Below are 18,285 nucleotides of genomic sequence, written 5' to 3' on the forward strand. Positions count from 1 at the left end.
ATTGCGCCTCACCCCGCCGTCCGCGCCAGCTGCAGATCGACGAACTGTATCCCCTTTTGCGCAGTGCGCGCCCATTCGCTGTCAGCATCGAGTTCGAGATAGCGCACCCAGTGGCGGCGGGCTTCGGTCAGATTGCCGGCGTCGAACTCCAGCCGGGCAAGGTTGAACACCGGATCGGCGTAGCTCTTGTCGAGCGCGATGGCCTTGACCAGATGCCGGCGCGCCGAGGCGATCTTGCCTTCGTCGCTCATCAGCCCGGCGAGGTTGAACCAGGCCTCGACGAACGCCGGATCGAGCTTGATCGCTCTTGCATAGTCATGCGCCGCGTCGGCCACGCGACCGGCGCCACGCAAGCAATTGGCGCGGTTGAACGCGGCGATGGCGTCGCTCGGATCGATGCTGAGGCAGCGTTGGTAGAGCGCCGCGGCATCGTCGTGCCGGCCCTCCTGTTCCGCGCTTTCAGCCTCGGCGAACAATTCTTCCAGCGTGTCGTCGCCGGCGGCGCTTGCGCTGCCGAGATCGAACAGCAGCTGGCCGTCGAGTTCGCTCTGGCCATCCTCGAGATAGATCTGATCGGGCCGGCCATGCTGCGAGCCGACATTGAGCGATTTGGCGGTGAGCGAAGCGACCGGACCGGAGCGATGCACGGAGCGCGCGATCGCGCCCCAGGATGCACCGCCGGCGACCAGCCCGGCATATTTGCGGGCAAGGATCAGATCGCGGAACGAGTAGGGTTCACAATCGTGCTCGAAGGCGTCGAACAGGCTGAGCAGGTCGAGGTCGGCACCGGACAGTCTGGACTGGTCGACGAGAGACTGCCTGGACAGCGAAGACGCCTCCGGCGCCTTCATCAGACCAAGCAGGCGCAGGAAGCCATTTTCGCTAAGGAGTGTTCGGCCAGCGGAGCCCTCGGCTGCAACCCGGCGCTCGATCTCGGCATCGCCGCCCTTCGCCGTGCCGGCCTTGGCGATCAGCGTTCGGCCGAACACAACATGGCTGGTGCGCCTGGTGACGCCGCGCCGCAACTGGCCGTGCTGACGCTCCACCTCACGGGCCGCGAGCCGCAGCGGAAATGCCGCCAGCGCGCCGATGGCGCCGAAAACGGCGCCCGGGATTATACCGGTCGGCGCCGTCACCCCTTGCTCTTGCCGACGGCCTTGAGCAGATTGGCCTTCAACGGGTTTTCCTTGGCCGCACCCGCCTTACCCTTGGCGGCAGGTTTTTCAGCGTCGTCGGCCTTGCTCTTCGACTTGGCCGGCGGCTTGGCTGATTGCGACAGGCTCGCCTTCAACGCGTCCATGAGGTTGATGACATTGCCACGCTCGGGCGCCGCCGCAATGATCGGCTTATGGCCCTTCAGTTTCTCGCGGATCATCGTCATCAGCGCGATCTCGTAGCGGTCCTCATAATTCTTCGGATCGAAGGTGGTTTCCTTCTGCTTGATCAGCGCTTCGGCCAATTGCAGCATTTCGGGATCCGGCTTGCCAGCCGGGATGTTGCCGAAATATTCAGCCGTGCCGCGCACTTCGTTCGGGTTCCTCAAGGTGCAGACGAACATGCCGTTCTCGCGCGCGCCGATCGTCACCACGCGCTCGCGGCTGGACAGGACAAGGCGGGCGATGGCCAGCTTGCCGGATTTGCGCATGGCCTCGCGCAGCACAGCGAAGGTTTCCTCTGCCATGGCGCCATCCGGCGCCATGTAGTACGGCGCATCCTGATAAATGACGTCGACCTCGTCTTCGTCGACGAAGGCCTCGATGTTCATCGTGTGATTGGATTCGATGCGCACTGCTTCGAGGTCCGCCTCATCGATGATGATGTACTGCTTGTCCTCGTATTCGTAACCCTTGACCAAGTCCGCGCGCTCGACGAGGCCGAGTTCAGGGTCGACCGGCTTCATGTTGATGCGGTTGTGGGTCTTCTTGTGCAATTGGTTGAACGATATGCGCTCGCTGGTCGTCGTTGCCGGATAGAGCCGGACCGGACAGCTGACGAGGCTGAGCTTGAGGTAACCTTTCCAACTTGCCCTGGGCGCCATGATACTCTCCTACGCGGCCACGCACTGACATTTCAGACTGAGCATGATCTTAACCGAAAATCGGTTCCCACGTTTCGGGATCATGCTTACTGCAGCGCTTCGTCCAAAGGACGAATGGTGCTGCGGAAATCCTACACCGGCCCCAAACATACCGGCAAATTCCTGACGAAACCTTCCAGGTGAGCTGGAGGGCACCGACGGAGGATAATTCAAATTGTCCGCATGGTCGATGGACTTGGGGAAGTAAGTCATGCCGGAGGGACAGCACCCCCCTCTGTCCTGCCGGACATCTCCCCCGCAAGTGGGGAGATTGGCAGCTTCAACCTTATCGCTCCTCTTGCAAGGTTTGCGATTGGCGAAAGCAGAGGCGACATCCGATCTCCCCCCTTGCGGGGGAGATGTCCGGCAGGACAGAGGGGGGTGTGCCGGATCGCCAACACCTCCCGATCTACTTCCCCGAAAACAACGGCAAATCTCTTGCGAAATCCTCCATGTCCGCCCACGGATCGCCCGACGTCGCCAACAGCCCCGGCAAGGACGAATAGTTCAGATCCTGCGGCGCATCGATCGTCTCAAGGTCTGCCCAACTCACCGGCGTCGACGCCGGCAGGTTGGTGCGGGCGCGCAGCGAATAAGGCGCCGCGGAGGTGTGGCCGCGCGCGTTGCGGTGATAGTCGATGAAGATGCGGCGCTTGCGGTTTTCCTTGCCCATTGTGGTGGTGAAAGTGTCGGGCGCGGTGGCCGCCAGGTGCGTGGAGATGGCGCTGGTCGCCTGGTGCAGCTTCTTCCAGTTCTGCTTTTGCGTCACCGGCACGGTTATGTGGATGCCGCTGCCGCCGGATGTCTTGGCGAACGGCACCAGGCCGAACCGCTCCAATTCGCCCTTGATGTGGACGGCGGCCTCGACCACCTCGCGCCAGGCGATGCCCTCACCCGGATCCAGATCGAAAACGATCTGGTCGGGCTTGTCGAGGCTCAAGCGATGCGTGCCCCAGGTGTGGAACTCAACGACGCCGAACTGCGCGAGTGCCAGATAGCCTTTTGCTCCCTCGACCGACAGATAGGATTTGGTTTCACCTTCGGAGTTGGTGGCGTCAAAAGTGACCACCGACGGCGGCATGCCGGTGAAGGCGTGGCGCTGGAAGAAACAGTCCTTCGGCAGGCCCGTCGGGCAGCGCACCAGCGACACCGGGCGGCCCATAATGTGCGGCAGCATGAAATCGCCGACCAGCGCGTAATAGACGGCGATGTCGAGTTTGGTCGGTCCGGTCTTGCCGAACAGCCGCCGCTCCGGATTGGTCACCCAGATGGTTGCGAGATCAGCTTCGGCGATCAGCCGCTTGCGCTTCGGCGACACCGGCGTCGACAGGCCGACATCGCGCAAGCCCCGAAACACACCGTGGCGCAGCGAATTGTCCGCCGTTCGGTTGGCGTAGTGGATGCGGGCCGACAGCATCGGCCGCACCCATTTCATCTCGCGCATGATCTCGCGCGGCACACCCTCGGGTGCTGTCGCGCCGTCGCGCAGCGGCTGCAGCCGGGCCAGCAAGTCGCCCGCCGTAGCGGCATCGAAGCCGGTGCCAACCTTGCCGCGATAGTGCAGTTCGCCATCCGCGAATTCAGCCATGCCGAGTGCCGCCAGTCCTTCGGCCGCGTCGGAAACGGTGTAGCCGGCGATGATGAAATCGCCGGTCTCCAGCGCCTTGACCTTGGTCCAGCTCTTCGTGCGGCCGCTCTGGTAGATGGCGTTGGCGCGCTTGGAGACGACGCCTTCCAGCCCAAGGATCGAGGCCTGATCGTACAGCCCCTGTCCGTCGCCTTCGACATGGTCGCTCAGCTGGATGGCGGAGTTGGCGCCCTGTCCGGCTAGCAGTTCGGCGAGCAGGGCCTTGCGCTTTGCGAGCGGCGCCTTGCGGAGGTCCCAGCCGTCGAGATGCAGCAGGTCGAAGGCATAGAAATGGAGCTTGCTGCCCGCACCCGCCGACAGCGCATCCTGGAGCAGCGCGAAACGCGAGATGCCCTTCTCGTCCAGCACCATGATCTCGCCGTCGATGATCGCCTGGCTGAGGGGCAGCCGGGCGAATGCCTGCGGCAGGTCGCCGTAACGCTTCGTCCAGTCGATGCCGCCGCGGGTGATCAGCCTGACCTCGCCATCGGCGATATGCGCCATGGTGCGGTAGCCGTCGAATTTTATTTCGTGCAGCCAGAGTTCACCTGTGTCTTCCACTGGCCCACCCGGTGGCTTCGGCACCTGCGTGGCGAGCTGCGGCTCGATGCGCGACGGCGGATCGCCCCTGGCCGCACCGGGCAGCGCGCCGGGTTTCAGCGCGCCGGGCTTGGGCGGCAGGCGGGCCGGCTTCTTCGGCGGCGCCACCAGCTCCTCGATCCGCTTGCCGGACTTCACGCTTTCCGGCCGCGCTTCCAGGATGTCGAGGCCGGTATCGGCGGCGAGATCGCGCTCCTTGAACAGCAGCCAGTTTTTCTTCTCGCTGTCTTCGCTGGGCTTGGGCTTCAGACGGGTCAGCATCCAGCCGCCATTCAACTTGTCGCCGGCCAGCCGGAACTTGAAGGCGCCGGTGCGCAGGCTCTTGTCGACATCGTCCATCGGTGCCCAGGTGCCGGTGTCCCAGACGATCATCGGCCCACCGCCATATTCGCCTTCGGGAATGACGCCCTCGAAGTCGATATATTCGAGCGGATGGTCCTCGGTCTCGACTGCAAGCCGCTTGTCGGCCGGGTTGAGCGAAGGCCCGCGCGGCACCGCCCAGCTTTTCAGCACGCCGCCGACCTGCAGGCGCAAATCGTAATGGTCGGCGGTGGCGTGATGCTTGTGGACGACGAAGCGGTTGCCGTCGCCTGAAATGAGCCCGCCAGCCGGTTCCGGCGTCTTCGTAAATTCGCGCTTGGCGCGATAGGCCTTGAGTTTTGGCGGGGTTGGCATGGGTCAGGCGGGAGCGGCGGCGGCGGACGAACCTTCCCTGCGCCGCGTTCCTGCACAGTGCTGTCCCGCCAACATTTCAGATTTCCCAGCGTGGTGCGAAGAATGTGGAGATCACGCTCAATCGTCTGAGGCGGGCGTCAGGTCTAGCTCGGCCGGGGACAGCCCTTGTTGGAGCTGGCTCAGCCGGAACTCGTCGACCCAGTAGGCCTCGCCGTCGACCAGCACGCGGGCCGAGTAGACGCCGCCGGAAAAGCTTTGCGCGGTGACGTAGACCTTGTGGCGGTCGAGCGCCTTGCGCACCGCGGCGCGCTTGGAATTCTGGCTGGTGACGGAACTGGCCATGGCTCACTCATACACAAGACCGCAAGACATGGCGGCGGCATAAGGATGCTGGAGATCGGCCGCTCTGTCAATTTTGACCGCCTGCTTCTGGCAGCGCTACGATCCGACGGCAGCAAAAAACCGCTGCGCCTCGGCAGCGGACTTTGCAATGGCGACGACAATATTCGGTTAGTGGTCCGAAGGAATTATGAGCGCGGTGACGCGCGAGAGCTGCTGACGCCGGTTCAGCGTCGGCTTCTCGTAGATCTTCTTCATTGGTATCCCATGGCCCCCAATGGCCGCCGGCAAAGGCGCTTGCGGCTGGGTTTTGTCAAGGGAAGCGCTGTTCTTCCGCCGAACAGCTATGGAAACTGGAGGAGCGGCCGCTACAGTTTTCCTCAGCCCCAAGGAGAACGGCAATGACCCTCAGCACCCGCAAACTCGGCAGCCAGGGGCTGCAGGTCTCGGTGATCGGCCTCGGCTGCATGGGCATGAGCCAGTCCTACGGCCCTGCCGACGAGGCGGAATCGATCGCCACCCTGCACCGAGCCATCGAACTCGGCTGTACCTTCCTCGACACGGCGGAAGTCTACGGCGCCTATGCCAATGAAGAACTGCTCGGGCGGGCGCTGAAGGGCCGGCGCGATGAGGTGACCCTTGCCACCAAATTCGGCTTCCGCATCGAAAACGGCAGACAGGTCGGCACGGAGCGTGACAGCCGGCCCGACCATATCCGCGAGGCGCTGGAGGGCTCGCTGAAGCGGCTCGGCACCGACCATATCGACCTTTACTACCAGCATCGCGTCGATCCGGCGGTGCCGATGGAAGACGTCGCCGGCACGGTCGGCCGGCTGGTTGCCGATGGCAAGGTGCGCTTCTTCGGCCTGTCGGAAGCGGGCGCGGCGAATATCGGCCGTGCGCATGCCGTGCACCCTGTCTCGGCGCTGCAGAGCGAGTATTCGCTTTGGGAGCGCAATCTGGAGCCGGAGATCATCCCGCTGCTCAAAAAGCTCGGCATCGGCCTGGTGCCGTTCGCGCCGCTCGGCCGCGGTTTCCTCGCCGGCGACGTCAAGCGCGCCGAGGATTATCCGGAAGGCGATTTCCGCCGCGGCGACCCCCGCTACCAGGGCGCCAACTACGACGCTAATGTCGCGGCTGCGGCTGCGGTGCAGGAGGTGGCCGCGGCCAAAGGGGCAAAGCCCGCACAGATCGCGCTGGCCTGGGTGCTCGGCAAGGGCGACGGTTTCGGCATTGACATCGTGCCGATCCCGGGGACAAAGCGGCGCAAGTATCTGGAGGAAAATGTCGCTACCGCAGCGATCACGCTCGAAGCCGCCGAGATGGCTGCGCTCGACGCGGCACTTGCGCCGGGCAAGGTCTCAGGGCCGCGCTACAATGAGCGGGTGATGACGACCATCGACAGGTAGAGGCGTCTAAGCTGCCAATCTCCCCCCTCGTGGGGAGATGCCTGGCAAGGCAGAGGGGGGGCGCGAAGGATCGCCCGCATCAAGTATTCTGCGTAGAGGTTAGCTCAAAGATGTAAGTGAAATTGGCCAATGTCGGCGGGACAGCGCCCCCCTCTGTCCTGCCGGACATCTCCCCCACAAGGGGGGAGATTAGCAGTTTCAGCCCCTCGCCTCACCTTGCGTAATCGATTTTCCTTGGCTAGCATCCTCCGGTCGGCGCCGTGCGGAGGAGAACGTTGCGGCGGACCGGCTGGAGCGCCTCGCGTCCCCTCGGGGCGTTCACAGGACACTCCATTTTTGAATTGACGCAAGGACCGTCCCGAGCCGCTCCCGGTTTCGGGCTCCTGCGTTCATGTGGAGGATATCTGATGAACAGACGCGAATTCCTGTTGTCGACCGTGGCGACCGGCGCCATGGCGCTGGCCGCGCCCATGGCCTTTGCCGCCGACAAATTGACCATATTGGGCTCGGTGCCCAATCTCGGCTTTCCGTTCTTTGTGCACATGCTGAACGAGATCAAGGCGGAGGCGCAGGCGCAAGGCGTCAATCTGACCGAGAGCGACGGCCAGAACTCGGCGCCGAAGCAGACCGCCGACATCGAGGCCGCACTTGTGCAGAAGGTCAACGCCATCGTGATTTCGCCGCTTGACGTCAACGCGCTGGCGCCGGCGATCGAGGAAGCGGTCAAGGCCGGGGTTCCCGTGGTCACTATCGACCGCCGCGTTGACGGTGTCGAGGGCATTCTGGCCCATGTCGGCGCCGACAATGTCAAGGGCGGCGAGGCCGAGGCGCAGGCCATGGTGGCGGCGTTCCCGAACGGCGCCAAGCTGTTCCATTTGCAGGGCCAGCCGGGTGCCGGGCCCGCGATCGACCGCAACAAAGGCGTCCACAATGTGCTCGATCCGCTCAAGGACAAGTACCAGATCATCTTCGAGCAGACCGCTAATTTCGCCCGCGCCGAAGCGCTGTCGGTGACCGAGGCCGGGCTTGCCGCCAACGGCAAGCCGGACGCCATCATCTGCGCCAATGACGACATGGCGCTCGGCGCGCTCGAAGCCTGTGCCGCGCGCAACTTCACCGACGTCAAGATCTACGGCTTCGACGCGCTGCCGGAAGCGCTGGTCGCCGTGCGCGACGGCAAGCTCGCCGGCACGGTCGAGCAGTTCCCCGGCGAACAGTCGCGCAAGGCGGTGCAGATCGCGGTCGCCTTCGCCAGGGACAAGACCGAGCCGAAGGAGAAGCTGGTGCTGTTGACGCCGATCGTCATCGGCAAGGACAATCTCGACAAGGCGGAGAGGTTGAACGAGACGAAGTGAGAGTAGGGCCCATGACGGGTGGAGGTCGCGCTCTGTCGCGCCCCCCTCTGTCCTGCCGGACATCGCCCCCACTTGGGGGGAGATTGGCCGTCACGTCTGCTTTCGCCAATCGCCAACGTTATAGAAATAGTGCTGCCGGCAAAACTGCTGATCTCCCCCCGTGTGGGGGAGATGTCCGGCAGGACAGAGGGGGGCGCTGTCCCGCTGCCTATCGCAATCCGGGAGCAATGCTTGTCCGCCGTTGAACCCACCGCATCATCGCCCCCGCTCCTTTCCGTCGAAGGCGTGACCAAGCATTTTTCCGGCGTCACCGCGCTCATCGACGTTTCGCTCGAGGTGCGGCCCAGTGAGATCCTTGGCCTGCTCGGCGAGAACGGCGCCGGCAAGTCGACGCTGTTGAAAATCCTGTCCGGCGTGATGCCGCAGTCAAGCGGCCGCATCGTCTTCGACGGCGCCGACTACGCGCCGTCCAGTCCGCAGGATGCGAAGCGGCATGGCATCGTCACCATCTATCAGGAACTGAGCCTGATCCCGACGCTGACGGTTGCGGAAAACATTTTCATCGGCCGCGCGCCGCTCGGGCCGCTCGGGCTGGTCAGCTGGCGCAGGATGGAGGACGCCTCGCGCGCGATCATCGCCCGCGTCGGTCTCGACATCGATCCGGCGACGCCGGTGTCCTCGCTGTCGGTAGCCGAACAGCAGCTGGTCGAAATCGCCCGCGCTCTGTCGCTGGAAAGCCGCCTGATCATCATGGACGAGCCGACCTCGGCGCTGACCGAGACCGAGGTGCAGAAACTGATGTCGATCATGGACAGGCTGCGCAAGGACGGTGTCGCCATCATGTTCGTCACCCACCGGCTGGAAGAAGCGTCCGCCATTTGCGACCGCATGACCGTGCTGCGGGACGGCAGGCTGGCCGGTCATCTCGACCGCGACGGCCGGCCGATCCAGATTCCGAAGATCATCGAGAAGATGGTCGGCCGCGCCGCCTCCGAACTCTACGCGCGGCCGACGCAGCGCGACGTCGCCGGCGAGGTCCGGCTCTCGGTGCGCGGGCTGCGGACGGTGCGCGATCCGCTGGCGCCGCACGCCATCGTGCTCGAAGGTGTCAACCTCGATCTGAAGGCCGGCGAAATCCTCGGCGTTGCCGGTCTCGTCGGTTCCGGCCGCACCGAGCTTGCCCGCGCCATTTTCGGCGCCGACCGCATCGCGGCTGGCACGATTGCGCTCGACGGCAAGCCGATCGCCCTGGCTTCGCCCGCCGACGCCATCAAACTCGGCATCGGCCTGGTGCCGGAAGACCGCAAGCACCAGGCGATTTTTGCAGCACTTGGCATTCTCAACAATTTCTCCATCGCCTCGCTCGGCCGCTACAGCAATGGGGCCGGCTTCATGGCCGAACGGCGCGAGCGCGAGGCGCTGGCCGGCTATCGCAAGGCACTGTCGATCCGCATGGCCTCGCCCGAGCAGGCGATCGAGGGCCTGTCCGGCGGCAATCAGCAAAAGGTGATCCTGGCCCGCTGGCTGGCGCGCGACCCGAAAGTACTTATCGTCGACGAGCCGACGCGCGGCGTCGATGTCGGCGCCAAGGCCGAAGTGCACCAGATCCTGGTGCAGCTTGCCGCACGCGGCATCGCCATCATGATGATCTCGTCGGAGCTGCCGGAGGTGCTGGCGGTATCGGATCGCATCGTCACCATGCGGCGCGGCCGTATCACTGGCGAAATGCCGGGCATCGAAGCGACCGAGGAAAAACTGATGGAACTGATGGCGCTCGACCGCAAGCAGGACGCAACGCAATGACCAGCACCACCGAACAGACCCAGCGCAGCGGCATCAACATCGCGCGGCTTCTGATGAGTTTTGGGCCGCTGATGTTCCTGGCGGTGTTGATCGTCATCTTCACCGTGCTGAAGCCTAGCTTCATCGATCCAATCAACCTGTTCAACATTTTGAGGCAGATCTCGATCACCGGGCTGATCGCGCTCGGCATGACCTTCGTCATCCTCACTGCCGGCATCGACCTGTCGGTCGGCTCACTGCTCGCCTTCTGCGGCATGGTGGCCGCGGTGGTGGCCAAGGGCGGCACCGCCAACACGCTGTCGCTGTCGACCACGGGCACGCAAGGCTATGGCTGGTTCGCCGCCTTGCTTGCCGCCGTCATCGTCGGGGCGCTGGCCGGCGGCGTCCAGGGCTTTGCCATCACCCGGCTGAAAGTACCGCCCTTCGTCGTCACGCTGGGTGGTCTCACAGTGTTTCGCGGCCTGACGCTGACCATCTCCAATGGTGGACCGATCTCCGGTTTCGACGCCTCGATGCGCTGGTTCGGCACCGGGCTCATCGGACCGGTGCCGGTGCCGGCGATCATCTTCGCGGCGGCGGCCATCCTGTGCCACATCGTGCTGCGCTATACGCGCTATGGCCGCGCCGTCTATGCCGTCGGCGGCAATGCCGAGGCCGCACGCCTGTCGGGCCTGCGCGTCGACCGCATTCTGATCTCGGTCTATGTCGTCGTCGGCTTCTTCGCCGGGCTGGCCGCCTTCGTTTTGTCAGCACGGCTCAACTCCTCCGAAGCCGTGGCCGGCATCGGCTACGAGCTTACGGTGATTTCGGCCGTGGTCATCGGCGGCACCTCGCTATTCGGCGGCATCGGCTCAGTCGGCGGCACGGTGGTGGGCGCAGCACTGATCGGCGTGCTGCAGAACGGGCTGCAGTTCAACAATGTCTCGTCCTACACACAAAGCATCGTCATCGGCCTGATCCTGATCCTCGCCGTGGCCTTCGATCGTTGGCTGAAGTCGCGGGTGAGGCGGTGAGGATTTAGGCCATGGTTCAGATCAGGGCGATGACCGAGAAAAATATAGCGGCGGTGTCGCGGCTGTTGGGGGAATCCTGGCGGCGCACCTATTCGGCGATTATGGGGCCAGAGACCACTGCGCGGCTCTCGGACGACAAGCATGCGCCCGAGCGGCTGGCCGAGGAACTTGCGGACGACAACAAGATGTCGTTCGTGGCCGAACGGCCGGACGGTTCGATCGCCGGCTACGCGATGGCGGCGATGGACGATCGTGGCGATGTCCTGCTCGACCGGCTGCACATCGACAAGACAGAGTTCGGCAGCGGGCTCGCCACCGACCTGCTGCACGCGGTGCTTGTCGCGCATGCCGGCATCCCCAGCATTGCGCTGGAAGTGATCGAGGGCAACGACCGGGCGATCGCCTTCTATCGCAAGCACGGTTTCGAAGTGGTCGAGCGCCGCACGGCCGCGCACGGCGTTGGCGGCCACGCCTCGCTGATCATGCGCCGGCTGCTGTCGAGGGCGTAAGGGGAGGGAATAGGCCGTAGGGAATAGGGAATAAGGTGGCGCAGACCGATACCCTACGCCTACAGCCTACTGCGCCGCCGCTTGCCGGCCGTCCTCGTCGTCCGGCATATCGAGAATTTCGATCAGCCGCGCCACCTTCGTTCCCGGCAAGGGGCGGCCCTCGTTGACCAGCGCCTCGTCGGCACCGAGCCAGGCGAACGCCTCGCGCAGTTCTTGAAGGGTGGCGCCGGTCAGCGCGATGTCGGCTATGACCGCCTCGTCTACCGGCCCCAACACCGAAATGATGTCGTCGCGTGTCATGGTCACCTCCATGCTAAGTGCCGGCAGGTCGTCGAGTTGACGCCGGGATCCGGCCATCCAGTCAACGGATTGCGAGCGAAAGCCGCCGACAAAGCAGAATCTGGGTCTTCTTTTCGACTAAGCAAGGTGAACGCGCCTTTTGCCTTCAAGCAGCCGAATGCCGATCGATGCTGTAGAGATGCACGGGATAGCCGGGACCGATGGCGTCGCGTACCCGGCCCGTCCAGGCACGAACCGCCGGATAAGCCGCCAGCGCAAAGCCGCAATCTTCGGCACGGTGGCCGTAGGCATAGACAGCAATGTCGGCGATGGTGAGCATGTCGCCGACAAGGAACGGCGTGTCGTTCAGGCTGCGCTCCAGCGCTGCCAGCGTGCGGGCGCCGGCTTCGCGCTTGGCCGGAAGCGTCGCCTGGTTGCGCTCCAGCCTTCCGGCCAGCGTCCAGAAGCGCAGGGAGCCGATGACCGGCTCGACATGGTACTGTTCGAAGAACAGCCATTGCATAACTTTCGCGCTGACATAGCGATCCGCCGGCAGCAAGGGCGTGCCTTCGGCGAGATAAATGAGGATCGCATTCGATTCGGCGATAGCACGGCCATCCTCGAGTTCGAGCACAGGAACGGCGCCGGCCGGGTTGAGCTTCAGGAAGGCGTCGGTGTGGCTCTCGCCCTCGAAAATCGACACCAGGCGGCTTTCATAGGGAATGTTGAGCAGGCCGAGCACGACCCTCGCCTTCCAACCGTTTTGCGACGGCAAATAATCATGAAGCGTGAGCATGGCTGTCCTTTCGCTGCGGTCGACGCCTGATTTGCACGGTGCCACGATACCAGCCACCCGAATCCTGCAATGTGTACGCGCGGAAACAGATAAACTATACGCATGTAGAGTTTTATTGACTTCGCTGTATGTGCGATTTACCCGATAAACACTTGCGTCGGATAACTGCGCGGGCAAGCAATCAGTTTGCGTGTGAGAGGAATCGCAAGCATGAGCCTTTCGCGCCGAAGCGAGATCGCCGCCGAGGCCGTGGGGCCAACGATTGTCGCCGGCGAAATCCTGGTCGAGATCATGGCGACGGAACGGGGTTTCGGCTTCCTCGAGCCGCAATCGCTTGTCGGGCCATTCCCCAGCGGTGCGCCGGCGATCTTCATCGATCAGGTCGCCCGGCTGGGAGGCGGCGCCGGCATTATCGGCTGCGTCGGCCGCGACGATTTCGGCACGCTCAACCTGGACAGGCTGGAGCGCGACGGCGTCGACGTCTCAGCCGTCGATATCAGCGACCGCTTCCCGACGGGATGCGCCTTCGTGCGCTACCGGCCCGATGGTATCAGGGACTTCGTCTACAACATCGCCGAATCCGCCGCCGGGCAGATCCACCTGACCACTGCTGCGCGCCTGCTGGCGGACAGGGCCGGCCATCTGCATATCATGGGATCGACGCTGTCGGTGGCAGGGCTGAAGGAGATCGTCAGCTACGCAGTGAAGGCGGTTCGTGCCCGCGGCGGCTCGACCTCATTCGACCCGAATGTGCGCAAGGAGCTGATCGACGGCTCCGACGGCGCACTGTTTTCCGCACTCATCGACGATGCCGACCTGCTGCTGCCGTCCGGCGACGAATTGCTCGCTACGGCGGGCGTCGATGACGAGCACCGGGCGGTGGCGGCGCTGTTTGCCAGGGGCGTCGGCGAGATCGTGCTGAAGCGCGGTGCTGACGGCTCTTCCTGGTTCGGCGCCGACGGCGCCAGGATCGACTGCGCCGGTTTTCAGGTCGAGGAAGTCGACCCGACGGGCGCCGGCGATTGTTTCGGCGCCACCTACCTGACCTGCCGCCGCCAGGGGATGGAGCCCGGCAAGGCGCTGCTTTATGCCAATGCCGCCGGCGCCCGCAACGTCACCCGGCGCGGCCCGATGGAGGGCGTCACCAGCTTCGACGGACTCGATCAATTCATCAAGGGAACAGCGAGACGGACATGAGCGCCAACCCGCTTGCAGGCCTCGCCAGCGCGCGCAAAAACGGCTCGCCCTACGGCATCACCTCGATCTGCTCCGCGCATCCGCTGGTGATCCAGACGGCGATCAGGCGCGCCGTTGCCGACAGGGAGAAAAACCTGCTGATTGAGGCAACCTGCAATCAGGTCAACCAGTTCGGCGGCTATACCGGAATGACCCCGGCGCTGTTCGTCGCCTTCGTGCTGGAGATCGCCTGCCGCGAGGGGCTGGAAGCCTCGCGTATCATCTTCGGCGGCGACCATCTGGGACCGAACCCGTGGCGCGCAGAGCCGGCGGCGCAGGCGATGGACAAGGCCGAGGCCATGGTCGGCGCCTATATCGCGGCCGGCTTCACCAAGATCCATCTCGACGCATCGATGGGCTGCGCCGGCGAGCCGGCGGCGCTTGACGACGAGACCATCGCCACCCGGGCGGCGCGGCTGGCAAAGGCGGCCGAAACGGGCGCGCACGCCGCAGGCAGCACCTTGCCGGTCTACATCATCGGCACCGAAGTTCCCGCCCCCGGCGGCGTCGACCATGCGATCAGCGAGTTGAAGCCGACCGAGGCGGCGGCGGCGCGGCGCACGATCGAGGTTCACCGGGAGATCTTTGCCCGCGAAGGCCTGACCGAGGCGTTCGGCCGCGTCATGGCCGTGGTGGTGCAGCCGGGCATGGAATTCGGCAGCCAAAATGTCGTCGCCTACGCGCCCGAAAAATCCAAGGGCCTGACCGGCTTGCTCGATGAGCAGCCGTCGCTCGTCTACGAGGCGCATTCGACCGACTACCAGACCCGTGCGGCTTTGACCGCGCTGGTCGCAAACGGCTTTCCTATCCTCAAGGTCGGCCCCGGCCTGACCTTCGTCTTGCGCGAGGCGCTTTACGGGCTCGACCTGATCGCCTCCGAAATGGCCAGGGACTATGGCGACCGGTCGCTCGCCCGGACCATGGAAAGCGCGATGCTGGCAGCCCCCGGCCATTGGCACAGCCACTATCACGGCAATGAAGCAGAGCTCTATGTGCAGCGGCATTACAGCTACAGCGACCGCATCCGCTATTATTGGAGCAACCCCACCGCTGTCGCGGCCGTCGAGCGCCTGCGCAAGGCGCTGGACGACGTTGCCATTCCCGAAACGCTGATGCGGCAATTCCTGCCGGCGCTGCCGGCCGAACTCGGGCCGGCGGGCAATCCCGAGGCTATCCTTCTCGAAGCTGTCGATCAGGTGCTGGCCGACTATGACGCGGCCTGCCGTGGGACCTGAGTGCATTGCGCCGGGTTGATCTTTGCCTCAGCCCAGTGTCTCTGACGTTTCCATGAAACCAGCCATGTTCTTTCTCCTGTTCGCGGCCTCCCTGCTGGCGTCGCCGGCACGGGCCGACTGGAAGCCGGTCGAAAAGGTCGAGACCTACGCCATCGCAGGGCGGACCGGCCCGGAACTCTATGCCGCGATCGGCGAAGCCGGCCCCTTGCTCGGCAAGGGTCGGGTCATTGCGCACACCAATTTCAAGCTGACCTGGACCAGGGACTACAGGCCGCAAGGCGACGCCTGCGTGCTCAAATCGGCGCGCCCGAAACTGATCATCACCTACACCTTGCCGAAGCCGGCCGAACCGTTGCCGGCTTCCGTCCAGAAGAACTGGACGGTGTTCATCGCCGGGCTCGCCGCCCACGAGAGAGTGCATGGCGCAGCCATCGCCGAGATGGTGCGCAAGATCGAGGCGGTGAGCGTCGGCCTGACCGTTACTGATGACCCCGCCTGCAGCAAGATCAGAACCGAGCTGACGAGGCAACTCGCCCAGATCTCGCTGGCTCAGCGGCAGGCGAGCCGCGACTTCGACCGGGTCGAATTCGGCCCCGGCGGAAACCTGCAGAAGCTGGTGCTGGCTTTTGTGAATGGGGGGTAGTTTGCCGGCGAACCGGTCATTGCGCCGGTGTTCCGAATGACAAGAGCACCGGCCGCATGGCCGCTTTACAGGCAGGCTTGGTAGCGCTACCGTCTGATCGTCACGCGACCTGTTGGGGGAATGGGAGACGGTCGCGAGGCGGGAGAGGAGCGGTTTCCTTCGGGGCGTCGCAAGAAGCATTCGGGAGGAGATCGATGGCGTCTGTCGCGATCGGCGATGTTTACAAATCGTTCGGGACCGTCGAGGTCCTGCATGGCGTCAGTGTGGATATCGACGACGGCGAATTCGTCACGCTGGTCGGCCCGTCGGGTTGCGGAAAATCGACCCTTCTCAGGATGATCGCCGGCCTGGAAAAGATTTCTCGGGGCGAGATCGCGATCGGGGATCGGGTCGTCAACAACGTTGCGCCGAAAGAGCGCGACGTTGCCATGGTGTTCCAGAACTACGCGCTCTACCCGCACATGACGGTCGCCGAGAACATGGCGTTCTCGCTCATGCTCAAAGGTGTTTCGAAGGCCGATTGCGCTACCAGCATTCAGCGCGCCGCCGAAATCCTCGGGCTGGTGCCATTGCTGACGCGATATCCGCGCCAGCTTTCCGGCGGCCAGCGCCAGCGCGTCGCCATGGGCCGGGCGATCGTGCGCGATCCACAGGTTTTCCTGTTCGACGAACCGCTCTCCAATCTCGACGCCAAGCTCAGGGTGCAGATGCGCGCCGAGATCAAGGAACTGCACCAGCGGCTCAAGACGACCACAGTCTATGTCACCCACGACCAGATCGAGGCCATGACCATGGCCGACAAGATCGTCGTCATGCATGACGGCATCGTCGAACAGATCGGACCGCCGCTGGAGCTCTACGACAGGCCAAACAATCTCTTCGTCGCCAGTTTCATCGGCTCGCCCGCCATGAACCTGATCAAGGGCGAGATCGTCACCGACGGGTCTCCGTCCTTTCGCGGCGCCGGGGGAATTTCCGTGCCGCTGGCCGGCGCGCCGGCCGTTGGCAACGGTCATCCGGTGGTGCTGGGAATACGGCCCGAGCATTTGCGGCTATCGTCAGACCAAGGCATTCCAGTCACCGTCGCGGTGGTCGAGCCGACCGGGTCGGAAGTGCAGATCATCGGCCGCACCGCCGGCGGCGACGAGATCGTCGCCAATTTCCGCGAACGCCATGCCTTAACACCGGGCGAATCCATACGCCTCTCTGCCGCGCCTGGCCTGATTCATCTCTTTGACGGCAAGACCGGAACACGATTTGAAACGCGTAACGGATGGTAAGGACCGCATAGCAAGGAAGATAAACCGGAGGAGACGACCATGAAATTCACGAGACGCGATGTAATCCGCACGACCGCAGGTGCCGCGGCGGGAGCTCTGGGAAGCCGGTTCGTCGGCTCGCCGGCTTTTGCCCAGGAGGGCTTGAAATACAAGCCCGAGGAAGGCGCAAAGCTGCGGCTGCTGCGCTGGTCGCCCTTCGTCAAGGGCGATGAGGATCAATGGCTGGCCAACACCAAGCGCTTCACCGAGGCGACAGGTGTCGAGGTTCGTGTCGACAAGGAAAGCTGGGAGGACATTCGCCCCAAGGCAGCGGTCGCCGCCAATGTCGGTTCCGGCCCGGACCTCATGTTCGTCTGGTTCGACGACCCGCATCAATATCCCGACAAGCTGCACGACGTGACCGAGCTCGGCGAGTATCTGGGCTCGAAATATGGCGGCTGGCACGACGGACCAAAGCAATATGCGACGCGGGACGGCAAGTTCGTCGGCCTGCCGCTGGCCACGATCGGCAATGCCATCGTCTATCGCGAAAGCTGGGTGAAGGAGGCCGGCTTCTCCGAATTTCCGAAGGACACGGCAGGCTTCCTCGAGCTTTGCAAGGCGTTGCAGGCGAAGGGACATCCGGCTGGCTTCACGCACGGCCACGGCGTCGGCGACGGCAACAATTACGCGCACTGGCTGCTGTGGAGCCATGGCGGCCAGATGGTCGACGAGAGCGGCAAGGTGGCGATCAACAGCCCCGAGACGCTAAAGGCGATCGGATACGCGCAGGAACTCTACAAGACCTTCATTCCCGGGACCGAAAGCTGGCTCGACGTCAATAACAACCGCGCCTTCCTGGCCGGCGAACTCGGCGTCATCGCCAACGGCATTTCCGCCTACAATACGGCCAAGATCAACAAGGACAACGATCCGAAGCTGGCTGAGATCGCCAAGGACATCCGCACCACCAACCTGCCGATCGGTCCCGTCGGGAAATCGGTCGAACTGTTCCAGGTGACCACCGCCGTCATCTTCAACTACACGCCCTACCCCAATGCGGCCAAGGCCTATCTGCAGTTCATGTTCGAGGATCCGCAGATGACCGACTGGATCACCTCCTCGGCGGGCTATTGCTGCCAGACGCTGAAGGCCTTCGACAACAATCCAGTGTGGACGGCCGACCCGAACAATGCCGCCTATGCCAAGGCCTCGGCGACGCTGCGCCCCAACGGCTATGCCGGGCCGCTCGGCTATGCCTCGGCGGCGACCATGGCCGACTATGTCCTGGTCGACATGTTTGCCAAGGCGGTGACCGGCCAGGCGACGCCGCAGGAGGCGATGGAGGAGGCGGAGAAGCGCGCCAACCGCTACTACCGCGTTTGATCACGGCACCGCCGGGCAGCGTCTAGTGCGCTGCCCGGCCCGTC

17 protein-coding genes are annotated in these 18,285 nt (G+C 64.1%); 11 read left to right on the top strand and 6 right to left on the bottom strand.

Annotated elements, in window-relative coordinates:
- Positions 1 to 8: 8 nt before the first annotated feature.
- The 4 genes from ACYG9R_RS01185 to ACYG9R_RS01200 all read right to left on the bottom strand — a co-directional run bounded on the left by ACYG9R_RS01185 (position 9) and on the right by ACYG9R_RS01200 (position 5,321).
- Positions 9 to 1,136: a tetratricopeptide repeat protein gene (locus ACYG9R_RS01185; protein ID WP_023821232.1), complete on the bottom strand. Its 1,128-nt coding sequence runs from the start codon at positions 1,134 to 1,136 to the stop codon at positions 9 to 11.
- Positions 1,133 to 2,038, bottom strand: a complete 906-nt coding sequence (gene ku, locus ACYG9R_RS01190; protein ID WP_023685883.1) for a non-homologous end joining protein Ku — start codon at positions 2,036 to 2,038, stop codon at positions 1,133 to 1,135. Before ku ends, ACYG9R_RS01185 begins: the two co-directional genes overlap by 4 nt.
- A gap of 448 nt (positions 2,039 to 2,486) precedes the next feature.
- On the bottom strand, positions 2,487 to 4,979 hold the full coding sequence (ligD, locus tag ACYG9R_RS01195) for a DNA ligase D (protein ID WP_023824464.1): 2,493 nt from the start codon (positions 4,977 to 4,979) through the stop codon (positions 2,487 to 2,489).
- A 117-nt stretch (positions 4,980 to 5,096) separates the two neighbouring features.
- Positions 5,097 to 5,321 (bottom strand): hypothetical protein, encoded by a 225-nt coding sequence (locus ACYG9R_RS01200; RefSeq protein ID WP_023673483.1) that lies wholly within the window; start codon positions 5,319 to 5,321, stop codon positions 5,097 to 5,099.
- 45 nt (positions 5,322 to 5,366) lie between these two features.
- On the opposite strand from ACYG9R_RS01200, the gene ACYG9R_RS01205 reads away from it, so the two are divergent.
- From ACYG9R_RS01205 to ACYG9R_RS01230, 6 genes are all read left to right on the top strand, one after another.
- Positions 5,367 to 5,723: a hypothetical protein gene (locus ACYG9R_RS01205; protein WP_155921580.1), complete on the top strand. Its 357-nt coding sequence runs from the start codon at positions 5,367 to 5,369 to the stop codon at positions 5,721 to 5,723.
- Entirely contained in the window at positions 5,720 to 6,727 is a 1,008-nt protein-coding gene (locus ACYG9R_RS01210) for an aldo/keto reductase (RefSeq protein ID WP_023819071.1), read from the top strand. The genes ACYG9R_RS01205 and ACYG9R_RS01210 overlap by 4 nt, the downstream gene beginning before the upstream one ends.
- Positions 6,728 to 7,134: 407 nt before the next feature.
- Complete coding sequence (locus ACYG9R_RS01215; protein ID WP_023673481.1) at positions 7,135 to 8,082, top strand: substrate-binding domain-containing protein; 948 nt, start codon at positions 7,135 to 7,137, stop codon at positions 8,080 to 8,082.
- Between the two features lie 171 nt (positions 8,083 to 8,253).
- Positions 8,254 to 9,885, top strand: coding sequence for a sugar ABC transporter ATP-binding protein (locus ACYG9R_RS01220; RefSeq protein ID WP_460221801.1), 1,632 nt, complete (start codon positions 8,254 to 8,256; stop codon positions 9,883 to 9,885).
- Positions 9,882 to 10,898 (top strand): ABC transporter permease, encoded by a 1,017-nt coding sequence (locus ACYG9R_RS01225; RefSeq protein ID WP_460221802.1) that lies wholly within the window; start codon positions 9,882 to 9,884, stop codon positions 10,896 to 10,898. The genes ACYG9R_RS01220 and ACYG9R_RS01225 overlap by 4 nt, the downstream gene beginning before the upstream one ends.
- An 11-nt stretch (positions 10,899 to 10,909) precedes the next feature.
- On the top strand, positions 10,910 to 11,407 hold the full coding sequence (locus tag ACYG9R_RS01230) for a GNAT family N-acetyltransferase (RefSeq protein WP_023814844.1): 498 nt from the start codon (positions 10,910 to 10,912) through the stop codon (positions 11,405 to 11,407).
- A 66-nt stretch (positions 11,408 to 11,473) separates the two neighbouring features.
- Here the strand turns inward: ACYG9R_RS01230 and ACYG9R_RS01235 are convergent, their stop codons facing one another.
- On the bottom strand, positions 11,474 to 11,707 hold the full coding sequence (locus tag ACYG9R_RS01235) for a hypothetical protein (RefSeq protein ID WP_031193476.1): 234 nt from the start codon (positions 11,705 to 11,707) through the stop codon (positions 11,474 to 11,476).
- A 145-nt stretch (positions 11,708 to 11,852) separates the two neighbouring features.
- Entirely contained in the window at positions 11,853 to 12,482 is a 630-nt protein-coding gene (locus ACYG9R_RS01240; protein ID WP_023703088.1) for a glutathione S-transferase family protein, read from the bottom strand.
- Between the two features lie 210 nt (positions 12,483 to 12,692).
- Here ACYG9R_RS01240 and ACYG9R_RS01245 point away from each other — a divergent pair, with 210 nt between their 5' ends.
- The 5 genes from ACYG9R_RS01245 to ACYG9R_RS01265 all read left to right on the top strand — a co-directional run bounded on the left by ACYG9R_RS01245 (position 12,693) and on the right by ACYG9R_RS01265 (position 18,241).
- Positions 12,693 to 13,679, top strand: a complete 987-nt coding sequence (locus ACYG9R_RS01245; protein WP_023814845.1) for a tagatose kinase — start codon at positions 12,693 to 12,695, stop codon at positions 13,677 to 13,679.
- Positions 13,676 to 14,953, top strand: coding sequence for a D-tagatose-bisphosphate aldolase, class II, non-catalytic subunit (locus tag ACYG9R_RS01250; RefSeq protein ID WP_023673474.1), 1,278 nt, complete (start codon positions 13,676 to 13,678; stop codon positions 14,951 to 14,953). The genes ACYG9R_RS01245 and ACYG9R_RS01250 overlap by 4 nt, the downstream gene beginning before the upstream one ends.
- Positions 14,954 to 15,005: 52 nt before the next feature.
- Positions 15,006 to 15,596, top strand: coding sequence for a DUF922 domain-containing Zn-dependent protease (locus ACYG9R_RS01255; protein ID WP_023673473.1), 591 nt, complete (start codon positions 15,006 to 15,008; stop codon positions 15,594 to 15,596).
- Positions 15,597 to 15,790: 194 nt separating this feature from the next.
- Entirely contained in the window at positions 15,791 to 16,876 is a 1,086-nt protein-coding gene (locus ACYG9R_RS01260; RefSeq protein WP_023673472.1) for an ABC transporter ATP-binding protein, read from the top strand.
- 39 nt (positions 16,877 to 16,915) lie between these two features.
- On the top strand, positions 16,916 to 18,241 hold the full coding sequence (locus ACYG9R_RS01265; protein WP_023693796.1) for an ABC transporter substrate-binding protein: 1,326 nt from the start codon (positions 16,916 to 16,918) through the stop codon (positions 18,239 to 18,241).
- Positions 18,242 to 18,285: the final 44 nt, after the last annotated feature.

The organism is Mesorhizobium sp. RSR565B (assembly GCF_054719465.1).

Coding starts and splice junctions, on each gene's coding strand:
- ACYG9R_RS01220 (WP_460221801.1), top strand. CDS start 8,254: ATGTCCGGCAGGACAGAGGGGGGCGCTGTCCCGCTGCCTATCGCAATC.
- ACYG9R_RS01245 (WP_023814845.1), top strand. CDS start 12,693: ATGAGCCTTTCGCGCCGAAGCGAGATCGCCGCCGAGGCCGTGGGGCCA.
- ligD (WP_023824464.1), bottom strand. CDS start 4,979: ATGCCAACCCCGCCAAAACTCAAGGCCTATCGCGCCAAGCGCGAATTT.
- ACYG9R_RS01265 (WP_023693796.1), top strand. CDS start 16,916: ATGAAATTCACGAGACGCGATGTAATCCGCACGACCGCAGGTGCCGCG.
- ACYG9R_RS01215 (WP_023673481.1), top strand. CDS start 7,135: ATGAACAGACGCGAATTCCTGTTGTCGACCGTGGCGACCGGCGCCATG.
- ku (WP_023685883.1), bottom strand. CDS start 2,038: ATGGCGCCCAGGGCAAGTTGGAAAGGTTACCTCAAGCTCAGCCTCGTC.
- ACYG9R_RS01210 (WP_023819071.1), top strand. CDS start 5,720: ATGACCCTCAGCACCCGCAAACTCGGCAGCCAGGGGCTGCAGGTCTCG.
- ACYG9R_RS01235 (WP_031193476.1), bottom strand. CDS start 11,707: ATGACACGCGACGACATCATTTCGGTGTTGGGGCCGGTAGACGAGGCG.
- ACYG9R_RS01240 (WP_023703088.1), bottom strand. CDS start 12,482: ATGCTCACGCTTCATGATTATTTGCCGTCGCAAAACGGTTGGAAGGCG.
- ACYG9R_RS01205 (WP_155921580.1), top strand. CDS start 5,367: ATGCTGGAGATCGGCCGCTCTGTCAATTTTGACCGCCTGCTTCTGGCA.
- ACYG9R_RS01230 (WP_023814844.1), top strand. CDS start 10,910: ATGGTTCAGATCAGGGCGATGACCGAGAAAAATATAGCGGCGGTGTCG.
- ACYG9R_RS01260 (WP_023673472.1), top strand. CDS start 15,791: ATGGCGTCTGTCGCGATCGGCGATGTTTACAAATCGTTCGGGACCGTC.
- ACYG9R_RS01225 (WP_460221802.1), top strand. CDS start 9,882: ATGACCAGCACCACCGAACAGACCCAGCGCAGCGGCATCAACATCGCG.
- ACYG9R_RS01200 (WP_023673483.1), bottom strand. CDS start 5,321: ATGGCCAGTTCCGTCACCAGCCAGAATTCCAAGCGCGCCGCGGTGCGC.
- ACYG9R_RS01255 (WP_023673473.1), top strand. CDS start 15,006: ATGAAACCAGCCATGTTCTTTCTCCTGTTCGCGGCCTCCCTGCTGGCG.
- ACYG9R_RS01250 (WP_023673474.1), top strand. CDS start 13,676: ATGAGCGCCAACCCGCTTGCAGGCCTCGCCAGCGCGCGCAAAAACGGC.